Annotated in this window: 20 protein-coding genes; 17 read left to right on the top strand and 3 right to left on the bottom strand. The window is 72.2% G+C overall.

Annotation, left to right across the window (positions count from 1 at the left end; all coding sequences use genetic code 11):
• The first annotated feature begins 46 nt into the window (after nucleotides 1-46).
• The 6 genes from RHODO2019_RS15830 to RHODO2019_RS15805 all read left to right on the top strand — a co-directional run bounded on the left by RHODO2019_RS15830 (nucleotide 47) and on the right by RHODO2019_RS15805 (nucleotide 6,438).
• Nucleotides 47-793 carry a dienelactone hydrolase family protein gene (locus tag RHODO2019_RS15830; protein ID WP_265382682.1) on the top strand — a complete coding sequence of 249 codons (747 nt, stop codon included), beginning with the start codon at nucleotides 47-49 and terminating at the stop codon, nucleotides 791-793.
• The gene (locus RHODO2019_RS15825; protein ID WP_265382681.1) at nucleotides 790-2,079 is read left to right on the top strand and encodes a class I adenylate-forming enzyme family protein; all 1,290 of its coding nucleotides are present in this window, start codon (nucleotides 790-792) and stop codon (nucleotides 2,077-2,079) included. Before RHODO2019_RS15830 ends, RHODO2019_RS15825 begins: the two co-directional genes overlap by 4 nt.
• A 146-nt stretch (nucleotides 2,080-2,225) precedes the next feature.
• Nucleotides 2,226-3,530, top strand: coding sequence for a serine--tRNA ligase (gene serS / locus RHODO2019_RS15820; protein ID WP_265382680.1), 1,305 nt, complete (start codon nucleotides 2,226-2,228; stop codon nucleotides 3,528-3,530).
• Nucleotides 3,531-3,651: 121 nt separating this feature from the next.
• Nucleotides 3,652-5,226: a DUF2142 domain-containing protein gene (locus RHODO2019_RS15815; protein WP_265382679.1), complete on the top strand. Its 1,575-nt coding sequence runs from the start codon at nucleotides 3,652-3,654 to the stop codon at nucleotides 5,224-5,226.
• Between the two features lie 49 nt (nucleotides 5,227-5,275).
• Nucleotides 5,276-6,031, top strand: coding sequence for a glycosyltransferase family 2 protein (locus RHODO2019_RS15810; RefSeq protein WP_265382678.1), 756 nt, complete (start codon nucleotides 5,276-5,278; stop codon nucleotides 6,029-6,031).
• The gene (locus RHODO2019_RS15805) at nucleotides 6,028-6,438 is read left to right on the top strand and encodes a DUF2304 domain-containing protein (protein ID WP_265382677.1); all 411 of its coding nucleotides are present in this window, start codon (nucleotides 6,028-6,030) and stop codon (nucleotides 6,436-6,438) included. The genes RHODO2019_RS15810 and RHODO2019_RS15805 overlap by 4 nt, the downstream gene beginning before the upstream one ends.
• 196 nt (nucleotides 6,439-6,634) lie before the next feature.
• On the opposite strand, the gene RHODO2019_RS15800 is transcribed toward RHODO2019_RS15805, so the two are convergent.
• On the bottom strand, nucleotides 6,635-7,912 hold the full coding sequence (locus tag RHODO2019_RS15800; RefSeq protein ID WP_265382676.1) for an IS1380 family transposase: 1,278 nt from the start codon (nucleotides 7,910-7,912) through the stop codon (nucleotides 6,635-6,637).
• 272 nt (nucleotides 7,913-8,184) lie between these two features.
• On the opposite strand from RHODO2019_RS15800, the gene RHODO2019_RS15795 reads away from it, so the two are divergent.
• The 9 genes from RHODO2019_RS15795 (at nucleotide 8,185) to RHODO2019_RS15755 (ending at nucleotide 17,211) form a co-directional block, all read left to right on the top strand.
• The gene (locus tag RHODO2019_RS15795) at nucleotides 8,185-9,528 is read left to right on the top strand and encodes an acyltransferase family protein (protein WP_265382675.1); all 1,344 of its coding nucleotides are present in this window, start codon (nucleotides 8,185-8,187) and stop codon (nucleotides 9,526-9,528) included.
• The gene (locus RHODO2019_RS15790; protein WP_265382674.1) at nucleotides 9,486-10,265 is read left to right on the top strand and encodes an SGNH hydrolase domain-containing protein; all 780 of its coding nucleotides are present in this window, start codon (nucleotides 9,486-9,488) and stop codon (nucleotides 10,263-10,265) included. Before RHODO2019_RS15795 ends, RHODO2019_RS15790 begins: the two co-directional genes overlap by 43 nt.
• A 327-nt stretch (nucleotides 10,266-10,592) precedes the next feature.
• On the top strand, nucleotides 10,593-10,916 hold the full coding sequence (locus RHODO2019_RS15785) for a DUF4190 domain-containing protein (protein ID WP_265382673.1): 324 nt from the start codon (nucleotides 10,593-10,595) through the stop codon (nucleotides 10,914-10,916).
• Nucleotides 10,917-11,140: 224 nt separating this feature from the next.
• A complete protein-coding gene (locus RHODO2019_RS15780) occupies nucleotides 11,141-11,935 on the top strand; it encodes a TauD/TfdA dioxygenase family protein (RefSeq protein WP_265382672.1) in 795 nt (264 codons plus the stop codon).
• 221 nt (nucleotides 11,936-12,156) lie between these two features.
• Nucleotides 12,157-12,816, top strand: coding sequence for an HAD family hydrolase (locus RHODO2019_RS15775; protein WP_265382671.1), 660 nt, complete (start codon nucleotides 12,157-12,159; stop codon nucleotides 12,814-12,816).
• A gap of 42 nt (nucleotides 12,817-12,858) precedes the next feature.
• The gene (locus RHODO2019_RS15770; protein ID WP_265382670.1) at nucleotides 12,859-14,088 is read left to right on the top strand and encodes a sedoheptulose 7-phosphate cyclase; all 1,230 of its coding nucleotides are present in this window, start codon (nucleotides 12,859-12,861) and stop codon (nucleotides 14,086-14,088) included.
• Entirely contained in the window at nucleotides 14,085-14,888 is an 804-nt protein-coding gene (locus RHODO2019_RS15765; RefSeq protein WP_265382669.1) for an O-methyltransferase, read from the top strand. The genes RHODO2019_RS15770 and RHODO2019_RS15765 overlap by 4 nt, the downstream gene beginning before the upstream one ends.
• Before the next feature lie 2 nt (nucleotides 14,889-14,890).
• Complete coding sequence (locus RHODO2019_RS15760) at nucleotides 14,891-16,195, top strand: ATP-grasp domain-containing protein (protein ID WP_265382668.1); 1,305 nt, start codon at nucleotides 14,891-14,893, stop codon at nucleotides 16,193-16,195.
• On the top strand, nucleotides 16,195-17,211 hold the full coding sequence (locus RHODO2019_RS15755) for a D-alanine--D-alanine ligase family protein (RefSeq protein WP_265382667.1): 1,017 nt from the start codon (nucleotides 16,195-16,197) through the stop codon (nucleotides 17,209-17,211). The genes RHODO2019_RS15760 and RHODO2019_RS15755 overlap by 1 nt, the downstream gene beginning before the upstream one ends.
• Before the next feature lie 11 nt (nucleotides 17,212-17,222).
• Here RHODO2019_RS15755 and RHODO2019_RS15750 read toward each other — a convergent pair whose 3' ends face one another.
• Complete coding sequence (locus RHODO2019_RS15750; protein ID WP_265382666.1) at nucleotides 17,223-18,779, bottom strand: MBL fold metallo-hydrolase; 1,557 nt, start codon at nucleotides 18,777-18,779, stop codon at nucleotides 17,223-17,225.
• Nucleotides 18,780-18,863: 84 nt separating this feature from the next.
• On the opposite strand from RHODO2019_RS15750, the gene RHODO2019_RS15745 reads away from it, so the two are divergent.
• Nucleotides 18,864-19,634 carry a lysophospholipid acyltransferase family protein gene (locus tag RHODO2019_RS15745; protein ID WP_265382665.1) on the top strand — a complete coding sequence of 257 codons (771 nt, stop codon included), beginning with the start codon at nucleotides 18,864-18,866 and terminating at the stop codon, nucleotides 19,632-19,634.
• Between the two features lie 90 nt (nucleotides 19,635-19,724).
• Here the strand turns inward: RHODO2019_RS15745 and RHODO2019_RS15740 are convergent, their stop codons facing one another.
• Nucleotides 19,725-20,582 carry an LLM class flavin-dependent oxidoreductase gene (locus tag RHODO2019_RS15740; protein ID WP_265382664.1) on the bottom strand — a complete coding sequence of 286 codons (858 nt, stop codon included), beginning with the start codon at nucleotides 20,580-20,582 and terminating at the stop codon, nucleotides 19,725-19,727.
• A gap of 23 nt (nucleotides 20,583-20,605) precedes the next feature.
• On the opposite strand from RHODO2019_RS15740, the gene RHODO2019_RS15735 reads away from it, so the two are divergent.
• Nucleotides 20,606-21,430 (top strand): HAD family hydrolase, encoded by an 825-nt coding sequence (locus RHODO2019_RS15735; protein WP_435532132.1) that lies wholly within the window; start codon nucleotides 20,606-20,608, stop codon nucleotides 21,428-21,430.
• The last annotated feature ends 10 nt before the right edge of the window (nucleotides 21,431-21,440 follow it).

Raw genomic sequence — 21,440 nt, 5'->3', positions numbered from 1 at the left:
CACGATCGCAGCGTCCGCCGGCCGCGCGTGTGAGGAGCACCCTGGCATGAGCACCACCACCGTCGACGTCGCGACGCCCGACGGCACGGCCGACGCCCTGCTCGTGACCCCGGACGGTGACGGCCCGCACCCCGCCGTGCTGCTGTACATGGACGCGTTCGGCGTTCGGCCCCGGCTGCAGCAGATGGCGGAGCGGATCGCCGCGCAGGGCTACGTGGTGCTCGTGCCGAACGTGTTCCACCGGGCTGGGCGTGCGCCGGTCGTCGATCTCGAGGACCTGATGAAGCCGGAGAACCGGCCGTCGATGATGGCCACCCTGGGTCCGCTCATGCAGGCCCTCACCCCGGAGCGGGCCGTGGCCGATGCCGGTGCCTACCTCGACTTCCTGGCCGCGCACCCCGCGGTGGCTGACGGGCCCGTGGGCACCACCGGGTACTGCATGGGAGGTGCGCTCGCGCTGCGCACGGCCGCGGCGCACCCGGGCCGGGTGGCCGCGGCCGCCAGCTTCCACGGTGGCAACCTCGCGACCGAGGCGCCGGACAGCCCGCACCTCGGGGCCGCCACCACCACCGCCGAGGTGTACGTCGCGCACGCCGACGCCGACGGGTCCGCGCCGCCGGAGCAGCAGGAGCGGCTGGAGGCCGCGCTCACCGACGCCGGTGTCCTCCACCGCACCGAGCTGTACGAGGGCACCACCCACGGGTTCACCATGGCCGACACCGCGGCGTACTCCGCCGAGGCCGAGGAGCGGCACTGGACGGAGCTTCTCGCCCTGTGCGCCCGGAACCTGTGACCGGCCCGCTCACCGCGGCGCAGGCCGAGATCGACCAGGCCGGGGTGGCCGGGGCGCTCGGGGACCTGGCGCGCGGTGACCGTCTCGCGCTCGTTGTGCCGGGCTCGCCCCGACTGGTCACCGCCGTCATGGGGGCGCTGCGCGCGGGGGTGGTGCCGGTGGTGCTGGACCCGGCGACGCCGCGGGCCGAGCTCGAGGCGCTGCTGACCGACGTCGACCCGGCGCGGGTGGTGCGCGGCGCCGACGAGCTCGAGGCCCTGCACCACCACGCCCCGGCCGAGCTGGCGCCGGTGCCCCTGGGCCGGCCGGTGCACGTCACCTCCGGCACCACCGGCCGCCGCAAGGGCGTGTGGTCCGGCGTGCTGGCCGTGGACGCCGCCCGCGCGCTGTGGGCGGAGGAGGCGGATCTCTGGGACTTCGGCCCGTCCGACGTCCACGTCGTCGTGTCCCCGCTGCACCACTCGGCGCCGCTGCGGTTCGCGATCGGGACGCTGCTCGCCGGTGGCTCGGTGCTGGTCCCGGGCAGCTTCTCGCCCGCCGGGTTCCTCGAGCTCTGCGCCGACCACCGCCCCACCACCGTGTTCACCGCGCCGGCCCAGCTGCAGCGCCTCCGCGAGCACGGGGGTGCCGAGGCCGCACTGGCGGGCTTCCGGCTGATCGCCCATGCGGGCGCACCCTGCCCGGAGCCGGTGAAGCGCTGGCTGGTGGACGCGGCCGGGGACGCGGTGTGGGAGTTCTACGGCTCCACCGAGGGCCAGTTCACGGTGTGCTCGGCCGCGGACTGGGCGGCGCACCCGGGCTCGGTGGGGCGGGCCCGCCCCGGGCGCACCCTGAGCACGGACCCCGACGGGACGATCTGGTGCACGGTGCCCACCTACGCCCGGTTCACCTACTGGAACGCCCCCGACAAGACGGCTGCGGCCTGGCGCGGGGACGCGTTCACCGTGGGCGACCTCGGCCGCCTGGACGCCGACGGGTGGTTGTACCTCGACGGCCGGCGCGACGACCTCGTCATCACCGGGGGCGTCAACGTCTACCCGGTCGAGGTCGAGCGGGTGCTCCAGGAGTGCCCCGGGGTGCGCGAGGTGGCCGTGTACGGCGTGGACGACGAGCGCTGGGGGCAACGGGTGGAGGTGGCCGTGGTCGGCGACGCCGGCGCGGTGGACGGCTGGGCCCGTGAGCACCTCGCGCCCGCGCAGCGGCCCAAGGTCGTGCACGTCCTCGACGAGCTCCCCCGGACCTCGACCGGCAAGGTGCTGCGGAGGGCGCTCCGCGCCCGTGCGTGATTTCTGGACCCAGGGCACGAGCTTTCCTTCACAGTCGTACGGTCGGTCTGGCTGGCCGGGCGCTCTGCTGCTGGCACGGAGCGGAGCCGGACGGTGCAGCGGCAGGCCGCTCGGCCACCGTCGGCCGCCCCGTAGGCTGACCCCCCGTGATCGACCTCAAGCTCGTCCGCGAGGACCCCGACGCCGTCCGCACCTCCCAGCGCACCCGGGGCGAGGACCCATCCCTGGTCGACGCCCTGCTCACCGCAGACGCCGCCCGCCGTGCCGCCGTCCTCGCCGCCGACACGCTGCGTGCAGAGCAGAAGACCGTCAGCGGACAGGTCGGCAGGCTCATGGGTGCCTGGCAGAAGGCGCAGAAGTCGGACGCCCCCGACGCCGCTGAGCTCAAGGCCACCGCCGACACCGCCCGGGCGCAGGCCGGCGAGCTCAGCGAGCGGGTCAAGGCCGCCGAGCTCGTGCAGGCTGCCGCGGACAGCGCCCTGGACACCGCGCACCGGGCCATCTCCAACGTCGTGCAGCCCGGCGCGCCCGCCGGTGGCGAGGACGACTACGTGGTGCTCTCCCACCACGGCCAGATCCCGGAGATCCCCACGCCCAGGGACCACCTGGAGCTCGCGGAGGGCCTGCGGCTGCTGGACGTGGAGCGCGGGGTCAAGGTCTCCGGCGCCCGCTTCTACTTTCTCACCGGTGTCGGGGCGCTGCTGCAGCTCGGCCTGCTCCAGCTCGCCGCGCAGAAGGCCGTGGCCAACGGCTTCACCCTCACCATCCCGCCCGTGCTGGTGCGTCCGGAGATCATGGCCGGCACCGGGTTCCTCGGCGCGCACGCCGCGGAGGTCTACAAGCTGGCCGACGACGACCTCTACCTGGTGGGCACCTCCGAGGTGCCGATGGCCGGGTTCCACGCCGACGAGATCCTCGACCTGTCCGCGGGACCGAAGCGGTACGCCGGCTGGAGCACCTGCTTCCGGCGCGAGGCCGGCAGCTACGGCAAGGACACCCGCGGCATCATGCGCGTGCACCAGTTCGACAAGGTGGAGATGTTCAGCTGGTGCCGGCCCGAGGACGCCGACGCCGAGCACCAGCGGCTGCTGGGCTGGGAGCAGGAGATGCTCGCGGCCGTCGACGTGCCGTACCGGATCATCGACACCGCGGGCGGGGACCTCGGGTCGTCGGCGGCCCGCAAGTACGACTGCGAGGCGTGGGTGCCCAGCCAGGAGGCCTACCGCGAGCTGACGTCGACGTCGAACTGCACGACGTTCCAGGCGCGGCGGCTGAACGTTCGCTACCGCGACGAGGCCGGCCGCACGCAGGTGGCCGCCACCCTGAACGGCACGCTCGCGACCACGCGCTGGATCGTGGCGATCCTGGAGAACCACCAGGAGCCCGACGGATCGGTGCGCGTGCCGGTGGCGCTGCAGCCCTTCGTCGGCACCGACGTCCTCCGCCCCTGAGCGCGGGGTCCAGAGCCTTCGTCGGACGGTGCCTGCCGGCCTCCGCCGAGCTCGGTGGGTATCGTGCCCGCGCGTGCACACATCCGTGTCAGGTGTCCCGGACCGCCCCCCGTCGTCATCGGTGCTGACCGCGCAAGCGCTGGAACCTCGCCCTACGGGACCACGGTGGATAGCCGTAATAATTTTTGTTGCCTTCTTCGTCCCAACGGCGCTCTGGTCGGCGAGCACACCACTGTGGGCCTCCCCCGACGAGAACTTTCACACCCTCAAGGCCTGGTCGGTGGCGCACGGGCAGTTCTACGTCACACCCGAGGCGGCGAGCTCCGGGACCGGCGGGTTTGTATCCGTGCCTCAGGGTCTGGTGGACAGCGCCGCGTCAATCACCTGCCTGGCCTTCACGCCGCAGGCGAACGGCAGCTGCGTCGCCATCCCAACCGAGGACGAGACCATCGTCCGGTCGGCCAATGCCGCCGGACGGTACAACCCCGTCTACTACTTCGTCGTCGGCCTGCCCTCCCTGGTCACCGACCTCCAGCACGCCCCGCTGGCCATGCGTCTCGCCAGCGCGGCCCTCTTTGCGTTCTTCGCGAGCTGGGCCGTCTCCGCGCTCGCTCAGTCGGCGAGGCCGGGGGTCGCGGTGGGAGCCGGAATGCTGGCGTTCACCCCGATGGCCGTGTTCCTTGGCGGTGTGGTCAACCCGAACGGCCTGGAGATCGCCGCATCGGCCGCGCTATGGGCGAATCTGGGCATGTTCTTGCACGATGGCCCCAGGATGACCGCGTCCGCTCGCGGCCGCCTGCTGCGGCGGGCGGCACTCGCAGCCTCGGCGATGGTCGTCACCCGCGGGCTGTCGCCGGTGTGGCTGGTAGTCATCGTTTCGTGCTGCCTGCTGACCGGCACGCGTCAGTCCCTTCGGTTGATGCTGACCCGCCCAGCGCTGCGATGGGTGGCCTTCACGGCAGTGGTCGCCTTGCTTTCGCTCGTCTGGATCGTCGTCTCGCAGTCGCTGAAGGCCGGGTCCGTGGGTAGCCCGGTGTCGCACTGGCTCCTCGACCGGCTCCACATCGCGAGCTCGACGCAGGAGGGCAAGTGGCGGATGGCAGTGGGCAACTTCGGCTGGCTCGACGCGCCGCTGCCGGAGTTCTTCACCTCCGCCTGGTTGTACGTCGGTCTTGCCGTCGCCGCGCTCGCGCTGGTGCGCGCGACCGCCGGGATGCGGGTGGCGATCGTGGCCGTAGGCGTGGCGTCCTACATCTTGCCGGTCGTCCTCGAGGCTCAGAGCCTCGACGTGACCGGGGTGATCTGGCAGGGCCGGTACACGCTGCCGTTGTACGTCGGGGTGCCGATCCTCGCGGCAGTGGCGCTCGGGCGGTCGTCGCGACGCCTCTCGGTGGAGAGCGCGGTAGCCGCGCTGGTGGCTGCCGTTGTCGCCCTGGGCATCAATGTCTTTGGCTTCGCCTTCGCCCTTCACCGCAACACCGACGGGCTGTTCGACGGCAGCGGCACCACGACCCCCTTCACCCTCGATGGTCCCTGGCAGCCGCGGTTGGGTGCCGTCACGTCGGTATTGACCTACTCGGCGTGGGTCCTTGGAGTTGCCGCGGTCCTGGGCCTCGTCCTATGGCGGGCTGCCCCGTCCGCCGAAGGGACTATGGATCCGGACGACGAGGATGCTTGGTTCGCAGCCACAGTGTGACCCGGGCGTGCCGGCGGGTCCCCGGCAGGCTGGGCAGTATGGTCGTGGGGTGCACGGGGTGAGGAGAACATCAACCGTCCTCGTCGTCATTCCTGCGTGGAACGAGGAGCTCGCGCTCCCCGCCGTGCTCGCCGAGGTGGCAGCTGCGCTGCCCGAGGTGGACGTCCTCGTGGTCAACGACGGATCCACCGACAGGACCTCTGCGGTGGCCCGTGAGGCCGGTGTGGTCGTGATCGACCTCCCCATCAACCTCGGCGTGGGCGGAGCGATGCGGGCGGGGTTCCGCTACGCACGGACCCGGGGCCACCAGGTGGTCGTCCAGCTGGACGGGGACGGGCAGCACGATCCGCTCTCGGTGCGCGATCTGCTCGCCGAGCTCGCCGCCACCGGCTCGGACGTCGTGATCGGGGCGCGATTCGCCGGTGCGGGCTCGTACGAAGCGCGAGGACCGCGTCGAGCCGCCATGAAGGTGTTGTCGGTCGTGCTCTCCCGGCTCGTCGGCACCAGGCTGACCGACACGACATCGGGCTTCAAAGCTTCGGGACCGAAGGCCGTAGCGCTTTTCGCCCGGGACTATCCCGCGGAGTATCTGGGTGACACGGTGGAGTCGCTCGTCATTGCCGCTCGCGCCGGACTCGTTGTGTCCCAACACCCAGTCGCGATGAGGCCACGCTCCGCCGGCACCCCGTCCCACAGCCCGGTGAAGGCGACGATCTTCCTGTTCCGAGCGTTCGCTGCCCTGGCCGTCGCGGTGACGAGACCGCGGTCAACGGTACCTGCCATCGACGGGGATGACCTGTCGTGAGCGGCTACCCGTTCGCCCTGATCCTGGCCGTGGCTACGGTCCTGCTCATCGGTTGGCTGTTGCGGACGCGCCGTCTGCGTGAGAAGTACGCGTTCCTTTGGCTGGCGCTCGCCGTCGGTATCTGCGCCCTCGGAGCCTTTCCTCGTGCCTTGTTCGCCGTCGCCGTGTTCTCCGGGGTGGAGACGCCGGTAAACGTCCTGTTCTCCGGTGCGATCGTCGTGCTCCTGCTCGTGGCCGTCCAGCTCAGCGCCGAGCTGTCCCAGCTCGAGGAGGAGATGAGGACGGTCGCCGAGTCGGTGGCTTTGCTCCAAGTCAGGGTCGACGAGCTGGAGCGCAACGGGCGTCGGGCTGGCAATGGAGAGGCCCCCGAAGACGTGGACGAGGCGCCGGGGCAGGCGTCGCTCTAGCTGGTGGTGCCGTCCTGGTTCGCGGTCGTCCTGAGCATCGCAGTAGGAGTAAACCCGGATCCACCGTTGTTCGTGGTGGCGCTGGTTTCTCGGGGAAGTTGTGTCCAGGGACGTGGTGGGCGGGTGTGACGGCGTGGCGGGGCTGCCGGTCTGCCGGCTTCTCCGGGTCCTGGTCGGTGTCGTGGGGTGTGGGTGGTCAGCGGCGCAGGGGGATCGCGTGGATGCGGGTCAGGGCTAGCAGGATCGGGGCTGCCCACGGCCAGGATTGGGGTAGTCGCAGGTGTCGGCGTCGGCCGGTGTGGATGAGGCGGCCGGGCATGGTGAACACGGTGCGGCGCAGTGTTGCTGCGGTGGCCCGGGCCAGTGCGGGTCCGGCGAGCAGGGCGATGGCTCTGCCGAGGTTGTGGGCCATCACCGCCAGAGCGAGCCAAGCGGCGTTGGCCATGAACCGCCCCGAGGGCAGGTGGGCCAGGCCGGCGGATGTGAGCTCGGCGATGTTCTGCTCGACGACGGCGTGACGGCGGTGGTCGGCCTCGACCTCGGCCAGGGGCAGGTCCCGGTCGGTGACGAACGCGTGGTGGTCCCAGGTGGTGAACAGGGCCAGCTGGCTGCCGGGGGTGGGGCGGACCCGACGGACGACGAGGCGGACCCCTCGGGCGTGGGTCTTGTCGCTGGCGAAGACGGTGAACGGGGTCTCGGCGATGTCGGCGCCGGAGACCTCGGGGGTGGATAGCCAGTACGGGATCTGCTGCCAGGCGCCTTCGTCTATGGCCTCGATCGCGGCGCGGACCCGCGGGTCCTGCCGGGCGGTGATCGAGAACCGGACGTCGAACTTCGCGGCGGTGCTCAGCATCGACTTGGAGTAGAACGCGGAGTCGGCGCGCACGGTCAGTGCCCCGGTGGCCCCTGCGTTTCGGACTCGGCTGATGGTCTCGGTCACCAACGACGCCGCACCGCGGGCGGCGCCGGCACTGCCCCCGCGCAGCCGGCACATCAGCACCTGCCCGGTCTCGGCGCAGGTCGCCAGCTGCGGGTGGTAGCAACGAACCTTGGTGTAGCCGAACGCGGCACCCTGCTTGGCCCGGCCGTGCACAGCCACGATGGTGGAGTCGATGTCGATCGTCAGCGGCGCCGTCAGGTCCGCCGGACCGGCCCCGCAGCCCCACAACCGGGCCAGCAGCTCACGGCTGATCGCGTCGAGCTGGCGGACGTTGGACCACTTGTGGGCCCGCAGCCACGACCCGACCGTCGACGGTGCCCGCGTCCCGTCGAACAGCGACCCCGCCGCCCCCGCCCGCAACAACGCCGTGTCGTCGATGCTGTCACCGCCTGCGAGCATCGCACCGATCACCGTCAGCGCCTTCGCGCCGCTGTTCGCGCCGTGACGGGCCAGGCGAAGCCGGCGATCGACGACCCCACCAAGGTCCACCCGCTGGGCCAGCACCGCCGCCGGCAGCAGGCCCGCGTCCGGCACCAGATTCCGCTCATCGAAAGTCGTGGAAACGCGACTCAGATCGTGGTTGGCTCGCACTCAGCAGGTGCCCTTCCACTCGGCGACGAATGATCCCTCAGCAAGGTCATCGTCCCAGGTAGAAGGGCATTTGCGCTGCCGGCAGGCCGTCAGCTACTCAAACTCCAACGGTGGATCCGGGGTAGACGAGGGCCATGGCTGCGCTGACCGGACGGCATCGGCACGACGGGCGCGCCGTCGAGGTCGGGCGCCCCTCCGGCCCTGCCTCTCCCGCGGTGCCCCAGCGCACCGACATCCAGGGCCTGCGCGCCCTCGCGGTGGGACTGGTGATCGTCTACCACCTCCTGCCGGACCGGCTCTCCGGCGGCTTCGTCGGGGTCGACGTCTTCTTCGTCATCTCCGGGTACCTCATCATCGGCACGCTGCACCGCGAGGTCGTGCGCACCGGTCGGATCGACCTGCCTGCGTTCTACGCGCGGCGGGTGCGTCGGCTGGTGCCCGCGGCGACCGTGGTCCTCGTCGCGACCGTCGTCCTCACCGTCCTGCTGCTGCCGGTGTCCCGCTGGCGGCCGGTCGCGCTCGACGTCGCCGCGTCGGCGCTGCAGGTGCAGAACTGGGCGCTGGCCTACGGCTCGACCGACTACGCAGCGGCAACTCAGGCGGTCTCGCCCCTTCAGCACTACTGGTCGCTCGCCGTGGAGGAGCAGTTCTACCTCGTCACCCCGGTGGTCATGGTCCTGGCGGTAGCTCTTGCGGCGAGGAACAAGCGGGTCCCGGCCCCACGGGCGGCGGTGGGGGCCGTGCTGCTGCTCGGGGCGACCTCCTTCGTCTACTCCGTGCTGCACTCGTGGTCCGACCCCGCGCAGGCCTACTTCGTCACCACCACGCGCATGTGGGAGCTGGTGCTCGGCGGTGCGCTCGCGATGGCCCCGGTGCGGCCGTGGGTGCCGGGTGTCGCGCGGATCGTCCTCGGCTGGGCAGGCCTGGCCCTGGTGCTGGGCGCGGCGCTGACCTTCACGACGTCCTCGGCCTTCCCGGGGTGGATCGCTCTGCTGCCCACGATGGGGACGGCGATGGTGCTGTTCTCGGGCTCGGCGGCGACGGGCGCGTCAGCACCCGGCTCGGTGGGGGCGCTGCTCTCGGTCCGCCCCGCCACCTGGATCGGCGACATCTCCTACAGCCTGTACCTGTGGCACTGGCCGGTGCTGGTCTTCTACCTGGCCGCGAGCGACCGTGAGAGTCCTGATGACCTCGGCGTGGTGATGGTGCTGGCGCTGAGCCTCGTGGCGGCGGCGTGGTCGGCCCGGACGGTGGAGAACCGTTTCCGTCACGTACGCCCGCGCCCCCCACCGTGCCCGACGGACCGGTGCCGAGCTCCCTGCGGTTCCAGCTGCCTGCGTTCCGGCTGGGCATCCTCATGGTGGCGGTGTCACTGCTCGCGGCGTCCGGGCCGTGGGTCTACGCCCAGCACCGGATCGGCAACCTCGCGGCCAGCGGCGTGCTCGACGCCGACCACCCGGGTGCGCTGGCCCTGGACCCCGTGGACCCACGGCCGGTGCCGACGGGCGTGGCCGTCGTGCCCGACCCGGCAGTGGCGACCTCGGACCTGCCGGTCGTGAACGCCGACGGCTGCATCGAGAAGGACGTGAGCGCGGCGGACGACCCGATGTCTGCCTGTGTGTACGGAGCAGCCGGCGCCGCCCGTCGGGCTGTCCTGGTGGGCGACTCGCACGCGGCGCAGTACAGCACCCCGCTCATCGGTGCGGCTGACCGGGCGGCGTGGTCGATGCAGGTCATGGTGCGCAACGGGTGTCCGTTCACGGCGATCGGCCCGAACGACGGGGGCGGCCCGGTCGCCTCGTGCTCGGACCAGAACCTGCGCCTGCGCGACCTCATCCTCGCTGAGCGGCCCGCCCTGGTGGTGACCTCGGCACTGTCCGAGCGCGGGTACGCCCGCGACCTCGGCTGGACCTGGAGCTCGCCGGAGGAGATGGCGCGCGGCTACCAGCAGATGTGGCAGCCGCTCGTGGACGCCGGGATCCCGCTGGTGGTCGTCGCTGACACTCCGCTGCCCGCCCCCGCCTCGGTGCCTGAGTGCGTCGAGCAGAACGGCCCCAGCTCGGACCGCTGCACTACGAGTCGGCTGGACGGGACCGGTGACGGACCCGATCCGCTAGTTCTCGCGGCGCGAGGCATGGAGGGCGTGCGGGTGGTCGACCCGACCGATCGCGTGTGCACGGGGGACACCTGCCCGGCCGTGGTCGGCAACGTCCTGGTGTACCGGGACAACCACCTCACCGACACCTACGCGCGCAGCCTGACCGGGTTCCTCGCCGAGACCGTGGGCATCAGCTGACGCGAGCGCCGCCGGCCAGGCCCGCTTGGCTCGCCAGCACGACGACCGAGGTCACGGTTCGGACACCGCCGGACCATTCGTGCCGTGCCCGGTTCGCCCGATCAGTACGGTCGGCAGCCCGCGGCGACGTGCTGCGGGTTGCAGCGCCCTTGGACGGAGAACCCCCGTGTCGATGCCCTCGTACGACTCGAACAACGACCCCAGCGCCCAACCCGGCTACGGTCAGCAGCAGCCCTACGGTGGCCAGCAGCAGCCCTCGGCGGGGGCCAGCAGGGCTACGGCCAGCCGACCGGGCCCGCCCGCAACGGGCTGGGCGTCGCGGCTCTGGTGCTGGGGATCCTGGCCATCGTCACGAGCATCACGGTCGTGGGCGGTGTGGTCCTGGGCATCGTGGCGCTGGTGCTGGGCATCGTCGGGCGCAAGCGGGCCACGCGGGGGGAGGCGACCAACGGCGGCGTCGCCCTCGCGGGGATCATCACCGGTGTCATCGGTGCCCTGCTCTCGATCCTGCTGGTCGCGCTGGGCGCGGCGGCCTTCTTCGGCAGCGGTGGCGGCAACCTGATCAGCTGCGTGAACGACGCGAACGGGAACCAGACCGCGATCGACCAGTGCAACAACGACTTCCAGCAGGGCGTCGGCAACGGCCGCTGACCTCACCGACCAGCCCGACCGCACGTCGTGGTCGGGCCCGTCGGTCTCAGCGCAGCAGCCGGAGCCGCGCACGCGGCCACGAGGAGGGCCACCTCACCCACGCCCCACGCCGAGCGGTACGACGTGAGGTCCGCCCGGCGGGCCGACCACGAGGGGGTTCCTCCCGGCCACGGCACCCCCGATCTCGCCGAGCCGACGGGTCCGCCCGGCGCTAGCCTCCGGCGATGCGCACGAGTGCCTCGCACCCCCTGGGTGTCACCGTCACCGACGTCCGGCTCGAGGACGTCGGTCCCGCCGAGGTGGCCGGGCTGACGGACCTGATGGCCACCCACGGTGTCGTCGTCCTGCCCGACCAGACCCTCGACGACGGCCAGTTCGTCGAGCTCCTGCAGCGGTTCGGCGAGCTGACCTTCACGACGGGGGAGACCCCGGTCGACGGCTTCCCCGACCTCAACGTCGTCAGCAACGTCGGCCGCACCACCCCGCCGCGCAGCACGTTCCACGTGGACTCCAGCTACCTCGGCCGCCCACCCGCCTACACCGCGCTGCGGGCCGTCACGGTCCCGGCCGAGGGCGGCGAGACGGTGTTCACCGACCAGTACCGGGCCTACGAGACGCTGCGGCCGGAGCTCCGTGAACGGCTCGAGGGTCGCACGATCACACACGTGGTGACGGGCCTGGACCTGACCGAGGACGACGAGACCTCCGCGGAGCACCCCGTGTTCCGGGCCCACCCCGTGTCGGGGCGCACGACCCTGTTCCTGTCGACCCCAGCCCGCTGCGTGGCCGTGAGTGGGATGTCGGCGGCGGAGTCGGCGGAGGTGGTCCGCGAGCTGTTCGACCACTCCACCCGCGAGGACAACACCGTCCGGCACGCCTGGTCGCCGGGCGACGTGGTGATGTGGGACAACGCCTGCGTGCTGCACAAGGCCGACCACTCCGGGGTGGTCGGGGACCGGGTCATGCACCGCGGCATGGTCGCCGGCGGACCCACCCGGGCGGCCGCTGCCCGATCCTGACCTCGCTGGACCCCTTCTCGACGTGCGGGCTCCGCGGGTGTCCCGCACACTTCCACCGAGCACACCACGAGCCCTGCCGGACCGTCCACCATGGACTGTCCGGTGTGGACGTGCCGTGTCCGACGATCGCCAGCTCCGCGGTTCAGTGCGGCCCAGCGCCGCGTGCCGCCCGGCCCGGGCCCCTGGTCCGGCACCACCCCACCGACGGACGGAACCCTCCTGTGCCAGCCCTCCTGTTCGGCTCGATCAGCACGCTCGCGGACACCTCCGAGCTGCAGCGCCAGGCGTTCAACCAGGCCTTCGCCGAGCACGGGCTGGACTGGACCTGGAGCCGCGAGGACTACCGGGAGCTGCTCACCAGCAACGGCGGCGAGCGGCGCATCGCCGAGCAGGCCCGGTCCACCGGTCAGACCGTCGACGCCGCCGCGGTCCACGCGAGCAAGTCCGCACTGTTCCAGAAGTCGCTGGTGGACAACGGCATCGAGCCCCGTCCGGGAGTGGCGGAGACCGTCCGCGCCGCCCGCGAGCAGGGTGTGTCCGTCGCGCTGGTCACCACGACGTCGCCGGAGAACGTGGCCGCGCTGCTGACCGGCCTGGGTGACGCGCTCGGTGTCGCCGACTTCGACCTGGTGGTCACCTCCTCGCAGGTCAGCACACCGAAGCCGGACGGTGCCGTCTACGCCTTCGCGCTGGAGCAGCTGGGCGAGCAGGCCGAGCACTGCGTCGCCATCGAGGACAACGTGGGCGGTGTCGCGTCCGCGGTGGCCGCCGGCGTGGACTGCGTCGCCTTCCCCAACGAGAACACCGCCGGGCACGACTTCGCCCGCGCGCACCACGTCGTCGACCGGATCGACCTCAGCGAGCTCTCCCCCCTGCTCTGAGCTCGTCCGGCAACCCCGTCCCCCAGACCCCAGGAGAACCCCATGAGCGTGCAGGCGACCTACACCGCGACGGAGACCTCGTTCCACGTCGAGGGCTACGAGAAGATCGAGTTCGACCTGCTGTACTCGACGGGCGCCTTCGCCCTCGGGAGCACTGAGATCGCCGACAGCTACCGGTCCTGGGGTCGTTGCCTGATGGTGATCGACGACGCCGTGTACCGCCTCTACGGCGACCAGATCCAGGCGTACTTCGCCCACCACGAGATCGAGCTGACCGTCTCCCTGGTCACCATCAAGGAGACCGGCAAGACGCTGCGGACCCTCGAGCAGATCGTCGACGCCTTCTCCGACTTCGGGCTGGTCCGCAAGGAGCCGGTGCTGGTGGTCGGCGGGGGGCTCGTCACCGACGTCGCGGGCTTCGCCTGCTCCACCTACAAGCGCAAGACCAACTACATCCGGGTCCCCACCACGCTGATCGGGCTCATCGACGCGAGCGTGTCGATCAAGGTCGGGGCCAACCACGGCAAGCTGAAGAACCGCCTCGGCGCCTACCACGCGTCGCAGAAGGTCATCCTGGACTTCGGGTTCCTGGCCACGCTGCCCGAGGACCAGGTCCGCAACGGCATGGCGGAGCTCATCAAGATCGCCGTCGTCGCTAACCAGCAGGTCTTCGAGCTGCTCGAGGAGCACGGTCAGGACCTGCTTCGCACCCGCTTCGGTCACCTCGACGGGACCCCGGAGCTGGTCGCGGCGGGCAACACCATCACCTGGCAGGCCATCGACACCATGCTCGAGCTCGAGGTGCCCAACCTGCACGAGCTGATGCTGGACCGCGTCATCGCCTACGGCCACACCTGGAGCCCCACCCTGGAGCTCACCCCGGACGTGCCGATGTTCCACGGCCACGGCATCACCATCGACATGGCGTTCTCGGCCACGCTGGCGGAGCGCCGGGGACTGATCTCCGCCGCGGACCGCGACCGCATCCACACGCTCATGAGCGGCCTGGGCCTGTCGATGGACAGCCCGTACTTCACCCCGGAGCTCGTCTGGCGGGCCACCGAGTCGATCATCCGCACCCGGGACGGCCAGCAGCGCTGCGCGGTGCCGCACCCGATCGGCAGCTGCGACTTCCTCAACGACCTGACCAGGGACGAGCTGGAGCAGACCCTGGCGGCGCACAAGGAGATCTGCCGCTCGTACCCGCGCGGGGGTGATGGCGTGGACATGTTCATGACCCCCGAGCACGCCGTCGATCCGGTCCCCGCGTGACGGTCTCCACCACCACCCGTCCGGTGACCCCGGTGGGGATCCTGGCGGCGGAGCTGGCCGAGATCAGCGCCCGCCTCGACGCGACGGACGGGGTGGGCGAGGACCTGCGGGCGCGCCTGCGGCGGGCGAGCGCCCTCGCCGGCGGGCTGGACCCCTACGTCAGCGCGTGCACCACCCCGGAGTCCCCGGCCCTGCGGGCACTGGCCGCCCGTACCGCGGCCGAGGACTGGGGCGACCACGGATCCGCCCCGCAGCTCGAGCAGGAGATGCTCTCGGGCCACGTGGAGGGCCAGGCGCTGAAGCTGCTCGTGCACCTGGGGCGGGCCCGACGCGTGCTGGACGTCGGGATGTTCACCGGGTACTCCTCGCTGGCGATGGCCGAGGCGCTGCCCGCGGACGGCACGGTCGTGGCCTGCGAGGTGGACGCGCACGTGGCGGGCATCGCCCGTGAGTGCTTCGACGCCTCCCCGGACGGTCACAAGATCACTGTCCGGGTGGCCCCGGCGGCGGACACCCTGGCCGAGCTCGCGGCGGCGGGTGAGCGCTTCGACCTGGTGTTCCTCGACGCGGACAAGGGCGGCTACCTCGGCTACCTGCAGCAGGTGCTGGACGGTGACCTGCTCACCGAGCACGGGGTGGTCTGCGTGGACAACACGCTGATGCAGGGCCAGCCCTGGTGCGGGTCCACCCCCAACGGGGACGCGGTCGCGGCGTTCAACCGCGCCGTCGCCGACGATCCGCGCGTGGAGCAGGCGCTGCTGCCGGTGCGGGACGGGCTCACGATCCTGCGCCGGGTGTGACCGTGCGCGACGCGGCCCGCACCGTGGGGATGCTGGGGCTGCTGACCGCGGTGGCCCCAGTGAACCTGCTGGTCACCGGGGCCGCCCTGCTGCGCTCGGCCGTGCGCCCGCCCGCCCGGCAGGTGGCCGCCGAGCCGCGCACCGTCCTGGTCAGCGGTGGGAAGATGACCAAGGCCCTGCAGCTGGCGCGGTCCTTCCACGCCGCCGGGCACCGGGTGGTGCTGGTCGAGCAGGGCACCTACCGGCTCACCGGGCACCGCTTCTCCCGGGCGGTCGACCGCTTCCACGTGGTGCCCGCGCCGGACGCAGCGGGGTACACGCAGGCGCTGCTGGACATCGTGCGGGCCGAGGGTGTGGACGTCTACGTCCCGGTCTGCAGCCCGGTGGCCAGCTACCACGACGCCGTGGCCAAGGCGGCGCTGAGCCCGTTCTGCGAGGTCGTCCACCTCGACCCGGACGAGCTGCGGGACGTGGACGACAAGGACCGGTTCGCCGCGCTGGCCGCCTCGCTCGGTCTGCGCGTGCCCGAGACGCACCGGGTCACCGCCCCCGCCCAGGTCGCCGCCTTCGACTTCGCCGCCACGGGGCTCACCTACATCCTCAAGAGCATCGCCTACGACCCGGTGCGCCGCCTCGACCTCACGCCGCTGCCCCGTCCGACCCCGGCGCAGACCCTGGCCTTCGCCGCCTCGCTGCCCATCTCCGAGGACAACCCCTGGATCCTGCAGGAGCTCGTCACCGGGCAGGAGTACTGCACCCACGGCACCGTCCGGGGCGGCGAGGTCCAGGTGTGGGCGTGCTGCGAGTCCTCGGCCTCCCAGCTGAACTACGCCGAGGTGGACAAGCCTGCGATCGAGGAGTGGGTGCGGACGTTCTGCCGCGCGACGGGGGTGACGGGGCAGCTCTCGTTCGACGTCATCGAGGAGGCCTCCGGGGAGGTCGTCGCCATCGAGTGCAACCCACGGACCCACTCGGCGATCACGATGTTCCACGACCACCCGGACCTCGCCCGGGCGTACCTGGAGGACGGGGTGGGGCCGATCACCCCGCTGCCGGGCAGCCTGCCCACCTACTGGCTCTACCAGGAGGTGTGGCGGCTGGCGACGCAGCCGGGCACCCGCCGCGCGCGCCTGCGGACCATCCTGGCCGGCAAGGACGCCATCTTCTCCCTCGACGACCCGCTGCCGTTCCTCATGGTCCACCACGTGCACATCCCCTGGCTGCTGGTGCAGAACCTGCGCCGCGGGGGGAGCTGGCTCAAGATCGACGTCAACATCGGCAAGCTGGTCGAGCCCGGGGGGGATTGATGCAGCGCATCCTGCACCTGGTGGGTTCCGCCGCCAGCGAGTTCTACGCCGACCTCTCCCGGCTCTACGCCGCGGACGCGCTCGCCGCGCTCGACGACCCCGCGCGGTACGTCCACCTCGTCGCCCACGTCAGCCCCGACGGTCGGTGGTGCTTCCCGGACGGGCTCACCCCGACGGCCCTCGCGGCGGCTCCGGCCCTACCGCTGTCCGAGGCCGTCGAGCGGATCGTGGCCCTGGGTGTCGACGCCGTTGTGCCGCAGATGTTCTGCATCCCCGGCATGACGACGTACCGCTCCCTGGTCGAGCTGCTGGGCATCCCGCTGCTGGGCAACCCCGCGGACGTCATGGCCCTGGGGGCGCACAAGGCGCGGGCCCGGGCGGTGGTCGCGTCGGCGGGGGTCCGGGTGCCCGAGGGGCAGCTGCTGCGTCGCGGCGACCGGCCCGCCCTCGCCCCGCCCGTCGTCGTCAAGCCGGTGGACACCGACAACTCGCTCGGCCTGGCCCTGGTGCGCAGCGCCGAGGAGTACCCGGCCGCGCTCGAGGCGGCGTTCGCCGAGTCCGACGAGGTGCTCGTGGAGCGCTACGTCGAGCTCGGCCGTGAGGTCCGCTGCGGCATCGTGGACCGCGACGGCGAGCTCGTCGGCCTGCCGCTGGAGGAGTACGCCGTGGGCGAGCACAAGCCGGTGCGCCTGCACGAGGACAAGATCAGCTCGGGGTCCGCGGGGCTGGGGCTGGTGGCCAAGGACGCCGCGCACGCCTGGGTCGTCGACCCGTCCGACCCGATCACCGAGGCGGTGTGGGCCGCAGCGAAGGCCTGCCACCGGGCCCTGGGCTGCCGGGACTACAGCCTGTTCGACTTCCGCATCGACCCGGACGGGCAGCCGTGGTTCCTGGAGGCCGGGCTGTACTGCTCCTTCGCCCGCACCAGCGTGGTCGCGGTGATGGCCCGGGCCGCCGGGACCGAGGTGGACGAGCTGTTCGCGACGGTGCTGGCCGGAGCGCTGGCCCGCGGCTGACCGACCCCCGGCTACGCCTTCTCGACCCGCAGCTCGTGCCCGGCGCTGGTGAGGCAGGTCCCGTCCTCCAGGTTCCACTGCCAGCCGTGCAGCTGGCAGGTCATCGTCGTGCCCTCGACCACCCCGAACCGGGAGAGGTCCGCCTTGAGGTGCGGGCAGCGTTTCTGGACCCTCCAGCCCTCGAGCACGATCTCGGCGCCGTCGTCGTGCTGCTCGGCGAACCAGCCGTCCGCGTAGGCCATCCGCTCGTCGGTGAGGCACTTGAAGAACGTGTAGAGGAACTCGTTGTATCCCCCCACCCGCCAGGCGCGGAACCGGGTGGACAGGAAGATCGAGTTGACCCAGTCGTGCTCGCCGTCGCGGAGCACCGTGCGGACGAGCTCCGGCGGGATCGCGAACCCGTAGCGGGACTTCTCGCCCTCGACCCCGGCGCGCACCGTGCGCGTGGCGAAGTCCAGCACCACCATCTCCGCCCCGAGCTCGAGGACCACCGGGCCACCGATGCCCGTGCTGATCGCGTCCGCCTGGGCCATGAGGGGCTCGAACAGGGCCTTCAGCGGGGCCAGCAGGGGCTCCCCCTCCGCCGGCGCCCAGGACGCCTTGGCCGCGGCGACCACCGGACGCTGGCGCTGGGCGAAGGCCTCGACGTAGGCGGCCTTGACCCCGTCGTCCCCGTTCCCGAACACCGACGCGGGGTCGATCGCGTGGGTCAGCACGGGCTCGGCGGACCCGTGACAGTCGGCGGTCGAGCCGGGCAGCATCAGCAGGCCCTGCTCGGCCCCGTTGCGTCGCATCTGGTCCAGGAACACCGTCTGGTCCGGGAAGATGTTCGAGGGATCGCCACGGTCGTCGTTGAGGTAGCGCAGCTCGTCGTCGAGGAACGCCGGCGGGCCCGCGGACGGGATCACCCACGTCGCGCCGACCTGCTCCACGTAGCGCCGGGCCCGGTCCATCTGCCGCTGCCGCTTCTGGGTGCCGAAGGCGACCTTGGCCCGCTCGGGCAGGTCGTAGACCATCGGGTACCAGATGGCGCCGGAGAACTGCAGGGCGTGCACGTCGACGCGGCCGAACTCGCGCTCCAGCAGGTCCAGGTCCACGGGGCGGGCGTCGTTCATGTTGAACAGGACGGTCTCGCCGTCGTCGAGCACCAGCGCGGAGTCGCCGATCGGCCCGTCGGCGGGGGAGCGCAGCGCGATGATCATGAGGTCGAGCACGTTGCCGTCGCGCCCGGTGACGCGGTGCTTGGTCTCGGTGGTGGTCTCGAGGAAGTCGTGGAAGCCCAGCGCCTCGAGCTCGCGACGCAGGTCCGGCACGGGGTAGTCCGGCAGCAGGACGGTGGCGTCCTTGTTGACGTGCGCGGCCAGCAGCGCCGGGTCGAAGTGGTCCTTGTGGAGGTGGGAGACGTAGAGGTAGTCGCAGGCCCCGAGCGCGTCCCAGTCCAGGGTCGTGTTGTCCGGGAACGGGAACCAGGAGGCGAAGTACGCCGGGTTCACCCACGGGTCGCACAGCACGCTCCCCGCCGCCGTCCGCACGTGGAACCCCGCGTGACCGATGCTCGTGACCTGCACTCCGACACCCTCCTGAAGACCCGCCTGTACCGGTCCAGGGTAGGCGGGCCCGGCCCGGGGCACCCAACCACTAGCCTCACCTGCGTGGAGCCCGTGTACTCAACCGTCATCGCGATCGCCCGCACCATGTTCCGGGTCCAGGGGCTGAAGTTCCGGCTCACGGGCACCGAGAACGTCCCGCGCAGCGGGGGCGCGCTGGTGGTGATGAACCACATCGGCTTCTTCGACTTCACCTACGCCGGCTTCGCGGCGAAGCCCCGGGGCCGGTACGTCCGGTTCATGGCCAAGGCCGAGGTGTTCGCCCACCCGGTGGGCGGCCCGCTCATGCGTGGCATGCACCACATCCCGGTGGACCGCGCCGCCGGCGCCGGCGCGTTCGACGTGGCCGTGCAGGCGCTGCGCGACGGCGAGGTGGTGGGCGTGTTCCCCGAGGCCACCATCAGCTCCAGCTTCGAGCTCAAGGCGTTCAAGTCCGGGGCCGCACGGATGGCCCTGGAGGCCGGGGTGCCGATCCTGCCCACGGTCATCTGGGGCTCGCAGCGGGTGTGGACCAAGCGGGCGCCCAAGCACCTCGGACGTACCGGCACCCCGATCTCGGTGGACATCGGCGCCCCGATCGAGGCGACGGGCTCGGCGCTGGAGCTGACGAACCTGGTCAAGGACCGGATGCAGACCCAGCTCGACCGGGTGCGGGCGGACTACCCCGATGGTCACCCCGCGGGTGCGCCGTGGGTGCCGGCGTCGATGGGCGGCAGCGCGCCGACGCCCGACGAGGTGGTGACCCTGGACCGCGCCGACACCCGCGGCAAGGTGGCCGCCCGCCGGGCGAAGATGGACGGGCGCAAGCACGGCTGACCGGTACGGCTCGCGGCCACGAGGTTCCACGTGGCCGCCCAGGCACGGCTCGGACGGCCACGAGGTTCCACGTGGCCGCGGCGCGGCGGGCTAGAGCTCGGCGGCCACGGCCTCGAGGACCTCGACGCGTCCGGCGTAGACGCCCTCGGTCCGCGGGTGGTGGACCACCACGTCGGTGAACCCGAGCTCGTCCGCCCGCCCCACCTGGTCGCGGAAGGCCTCCACCGAGCTCAGCGCGTACACCCCGCCGGAGTCCAGGTTGAGGTACCGCTCGAGCCCCGTGCCGCTCCGACCGTCGACCTCGGTGTCCTCCAGCCGCCCCACCAGCCCGGCCACCGCGCTCCACCACTGCTCGCCGGTGACGCCCTCCGGGCCCGTGGTGGCCCAGCCGGCCCCGTGCGCGACGGCCACCCGCATCGCGCGCGGTCCGTTGGCGGCGACCACGAAGGGCAGCCGGGGCCGCTGGAGGCACCCGGGGAGCATCCGGGCGTCCACGGCGGAGTACCGCGCCCCGTGCACGGTGGTCACCGGCTCGCGCAGCAGCTCGTCGAGCAGGCCCACGAACTCCGCCAGCCGGTCCACCCGCTCGCGCGGAGACAACACCGCACCCCCGAGCACCGTGGCGTCGAACCCCGTGCCGCCCGCGCCCACGCCCAGGGTGAAGCGGCCGTCGGAGAGGTCGTCCAGGGTCATCAGCTCCTTGGCGAACGTCACCGGGTGCCGGAAGTTCGGCGAGGCCACCCAGGTGCCCAGGCGCACCCGCTCCGTGGCCACCGCGGCAGCGGCCAGCAGCGGCACGGTGCCGAACCACGCCTCGTCGGCCAGCGAGCGCCAGGCCAGGTGGTCGTAGGTCCAGGCGTGGTCGAAGCCCAGGGCCTCGACCCGCTGCCACTGCTCCCGGGCCAGCGCCCACCGGGCCTGGGGCAGCAGCACCACTCCCACTCGCATGGGAACCGACGGTAGCGGGCAGGATGTCGGGCGTGCAGCCCCCCCAGCTCGTGGCCAGCGACGTCGACGGAACGCTGCTCGACGGCACCGACCGGGTGAGCCCCCGGACCCGCGCCGCGATCGAGGCCGTGCGCGCCCGGGGCGTGCCGTTCGTGCTGGTCACCGGCCGCCCGCCCCGGTGGATCGCGCCGGTGGTGGACCAGCTCGGGTTCGCGCCGATGGCGGTGTGCGCCAACGGCGCGGTGCTCTACGACCCGGCCACCGACGAGGTGGTCAGCGCCCAGCTGCTCCCCGTCGAGCTGCTCCGCGAGGTGGCCGACGTGGCCGAGCGCCTGCTGCCGGGCTGCGGGCTGGCCGCCGAGCGGGTCGGGCGCAGCGCGCACGACGACGCCACCCCGCAGTTCGTCGCTGCGCCGGGGTACGTGCACGCCTGGCTCAACCCCGACGACGTGGAGGTGGAGGACCACCTGGTGCTGGCCGAGCCCGCGGTCAAGCTCCTCGTCCGGCACCCGGAGATGACGAGCGGCTCGATGGCCGCGGCGCTGCGGGTCGAGCTGGACGGGCTGGTGGACCTCACCTGGTCCACCGACAACGGGCTCGTCGAGCTGGCCGCGCCCGGCGTCACCAAGGCCAGCGGCCTCTCGGCGGTGGCTCACACCCTCGCCGTGCCCGCGTCGCACGTGGTGGCCTTCGGGGACATGCCCAACGACGTCCCCATGCTGCGCTGGGCCGGGCTCGGGGTGGCCATGGGCAACGCGCACCCTGACGCGCTGGCCGTGGCCGACGAGGTGGCCCCCCCGAACACCCAGGACGGCGTGGCGCAGGTTCTCGAGCGCTGGTGGTCCTGAGGGCCCGGTG

Source organism: Rhodococcus antarcticus, assembly GCF_026153295.1.
GTDB classification, from domain to species: domain Bacteria; phylum Actinomycetota; class Actinomycetes; order Mycobacteriales; family Mycobacteriaceae; genus Rhodococcus_D; species Rhodococcus_D antarcticus.
Note: the sequence above shows the minus strand (reverse complement) of the source record. Positions and strands in the feature narration are given on the sequence as shown.

Bases quoted from the DNA above. Each gene is read 5' to 3' on its own strand.
- RHODO2019_RS15735 (WP_435532132.1), top strand. From the start codon at position 20,606: ATGTCGGGCGTGCAGCCCCCCCAGCTCGTGGCCAGCGACGTCGACGGA.
- RHODO2019_RS15740 (WP_265382664.1), bottom strand. From the start codon at position 20,582: ATGCGAGTGGGAGTGGTGCTGCTGCCCCAGGCCCGGTGGGCGCTGGCC.
- RHODO2019_RS15770 (WP_265382670.1), top strand. From the start codon at position 12,859: ATGAGCGTGCAGGCGACCTACACCGCGACGGAGACCTCGTTCCACGTC.
- RHODO2019_RS15830 (WP_265382682.1), top strand. From the start codon at position 47: ATGAGCACCACCACCGTCGACGTCGCGACGCCCGACGGCACGGCCGAC.
- RHODO2019_RS15755 (WP_265382667.1), top strand. From the start codon at position 16,195: ATGCAGCGCATCCTGCACCTGGTGGGTTCCGCCGCCAGCGAGTTCTAC.
- RHODO2019_RS15780 (WP_265382672.1), top strand. From the start codon at position 11,141: ATGCGCACGAGTGCCTCGCACCCCCTGGGTGTCACCGTCACCGACGTC.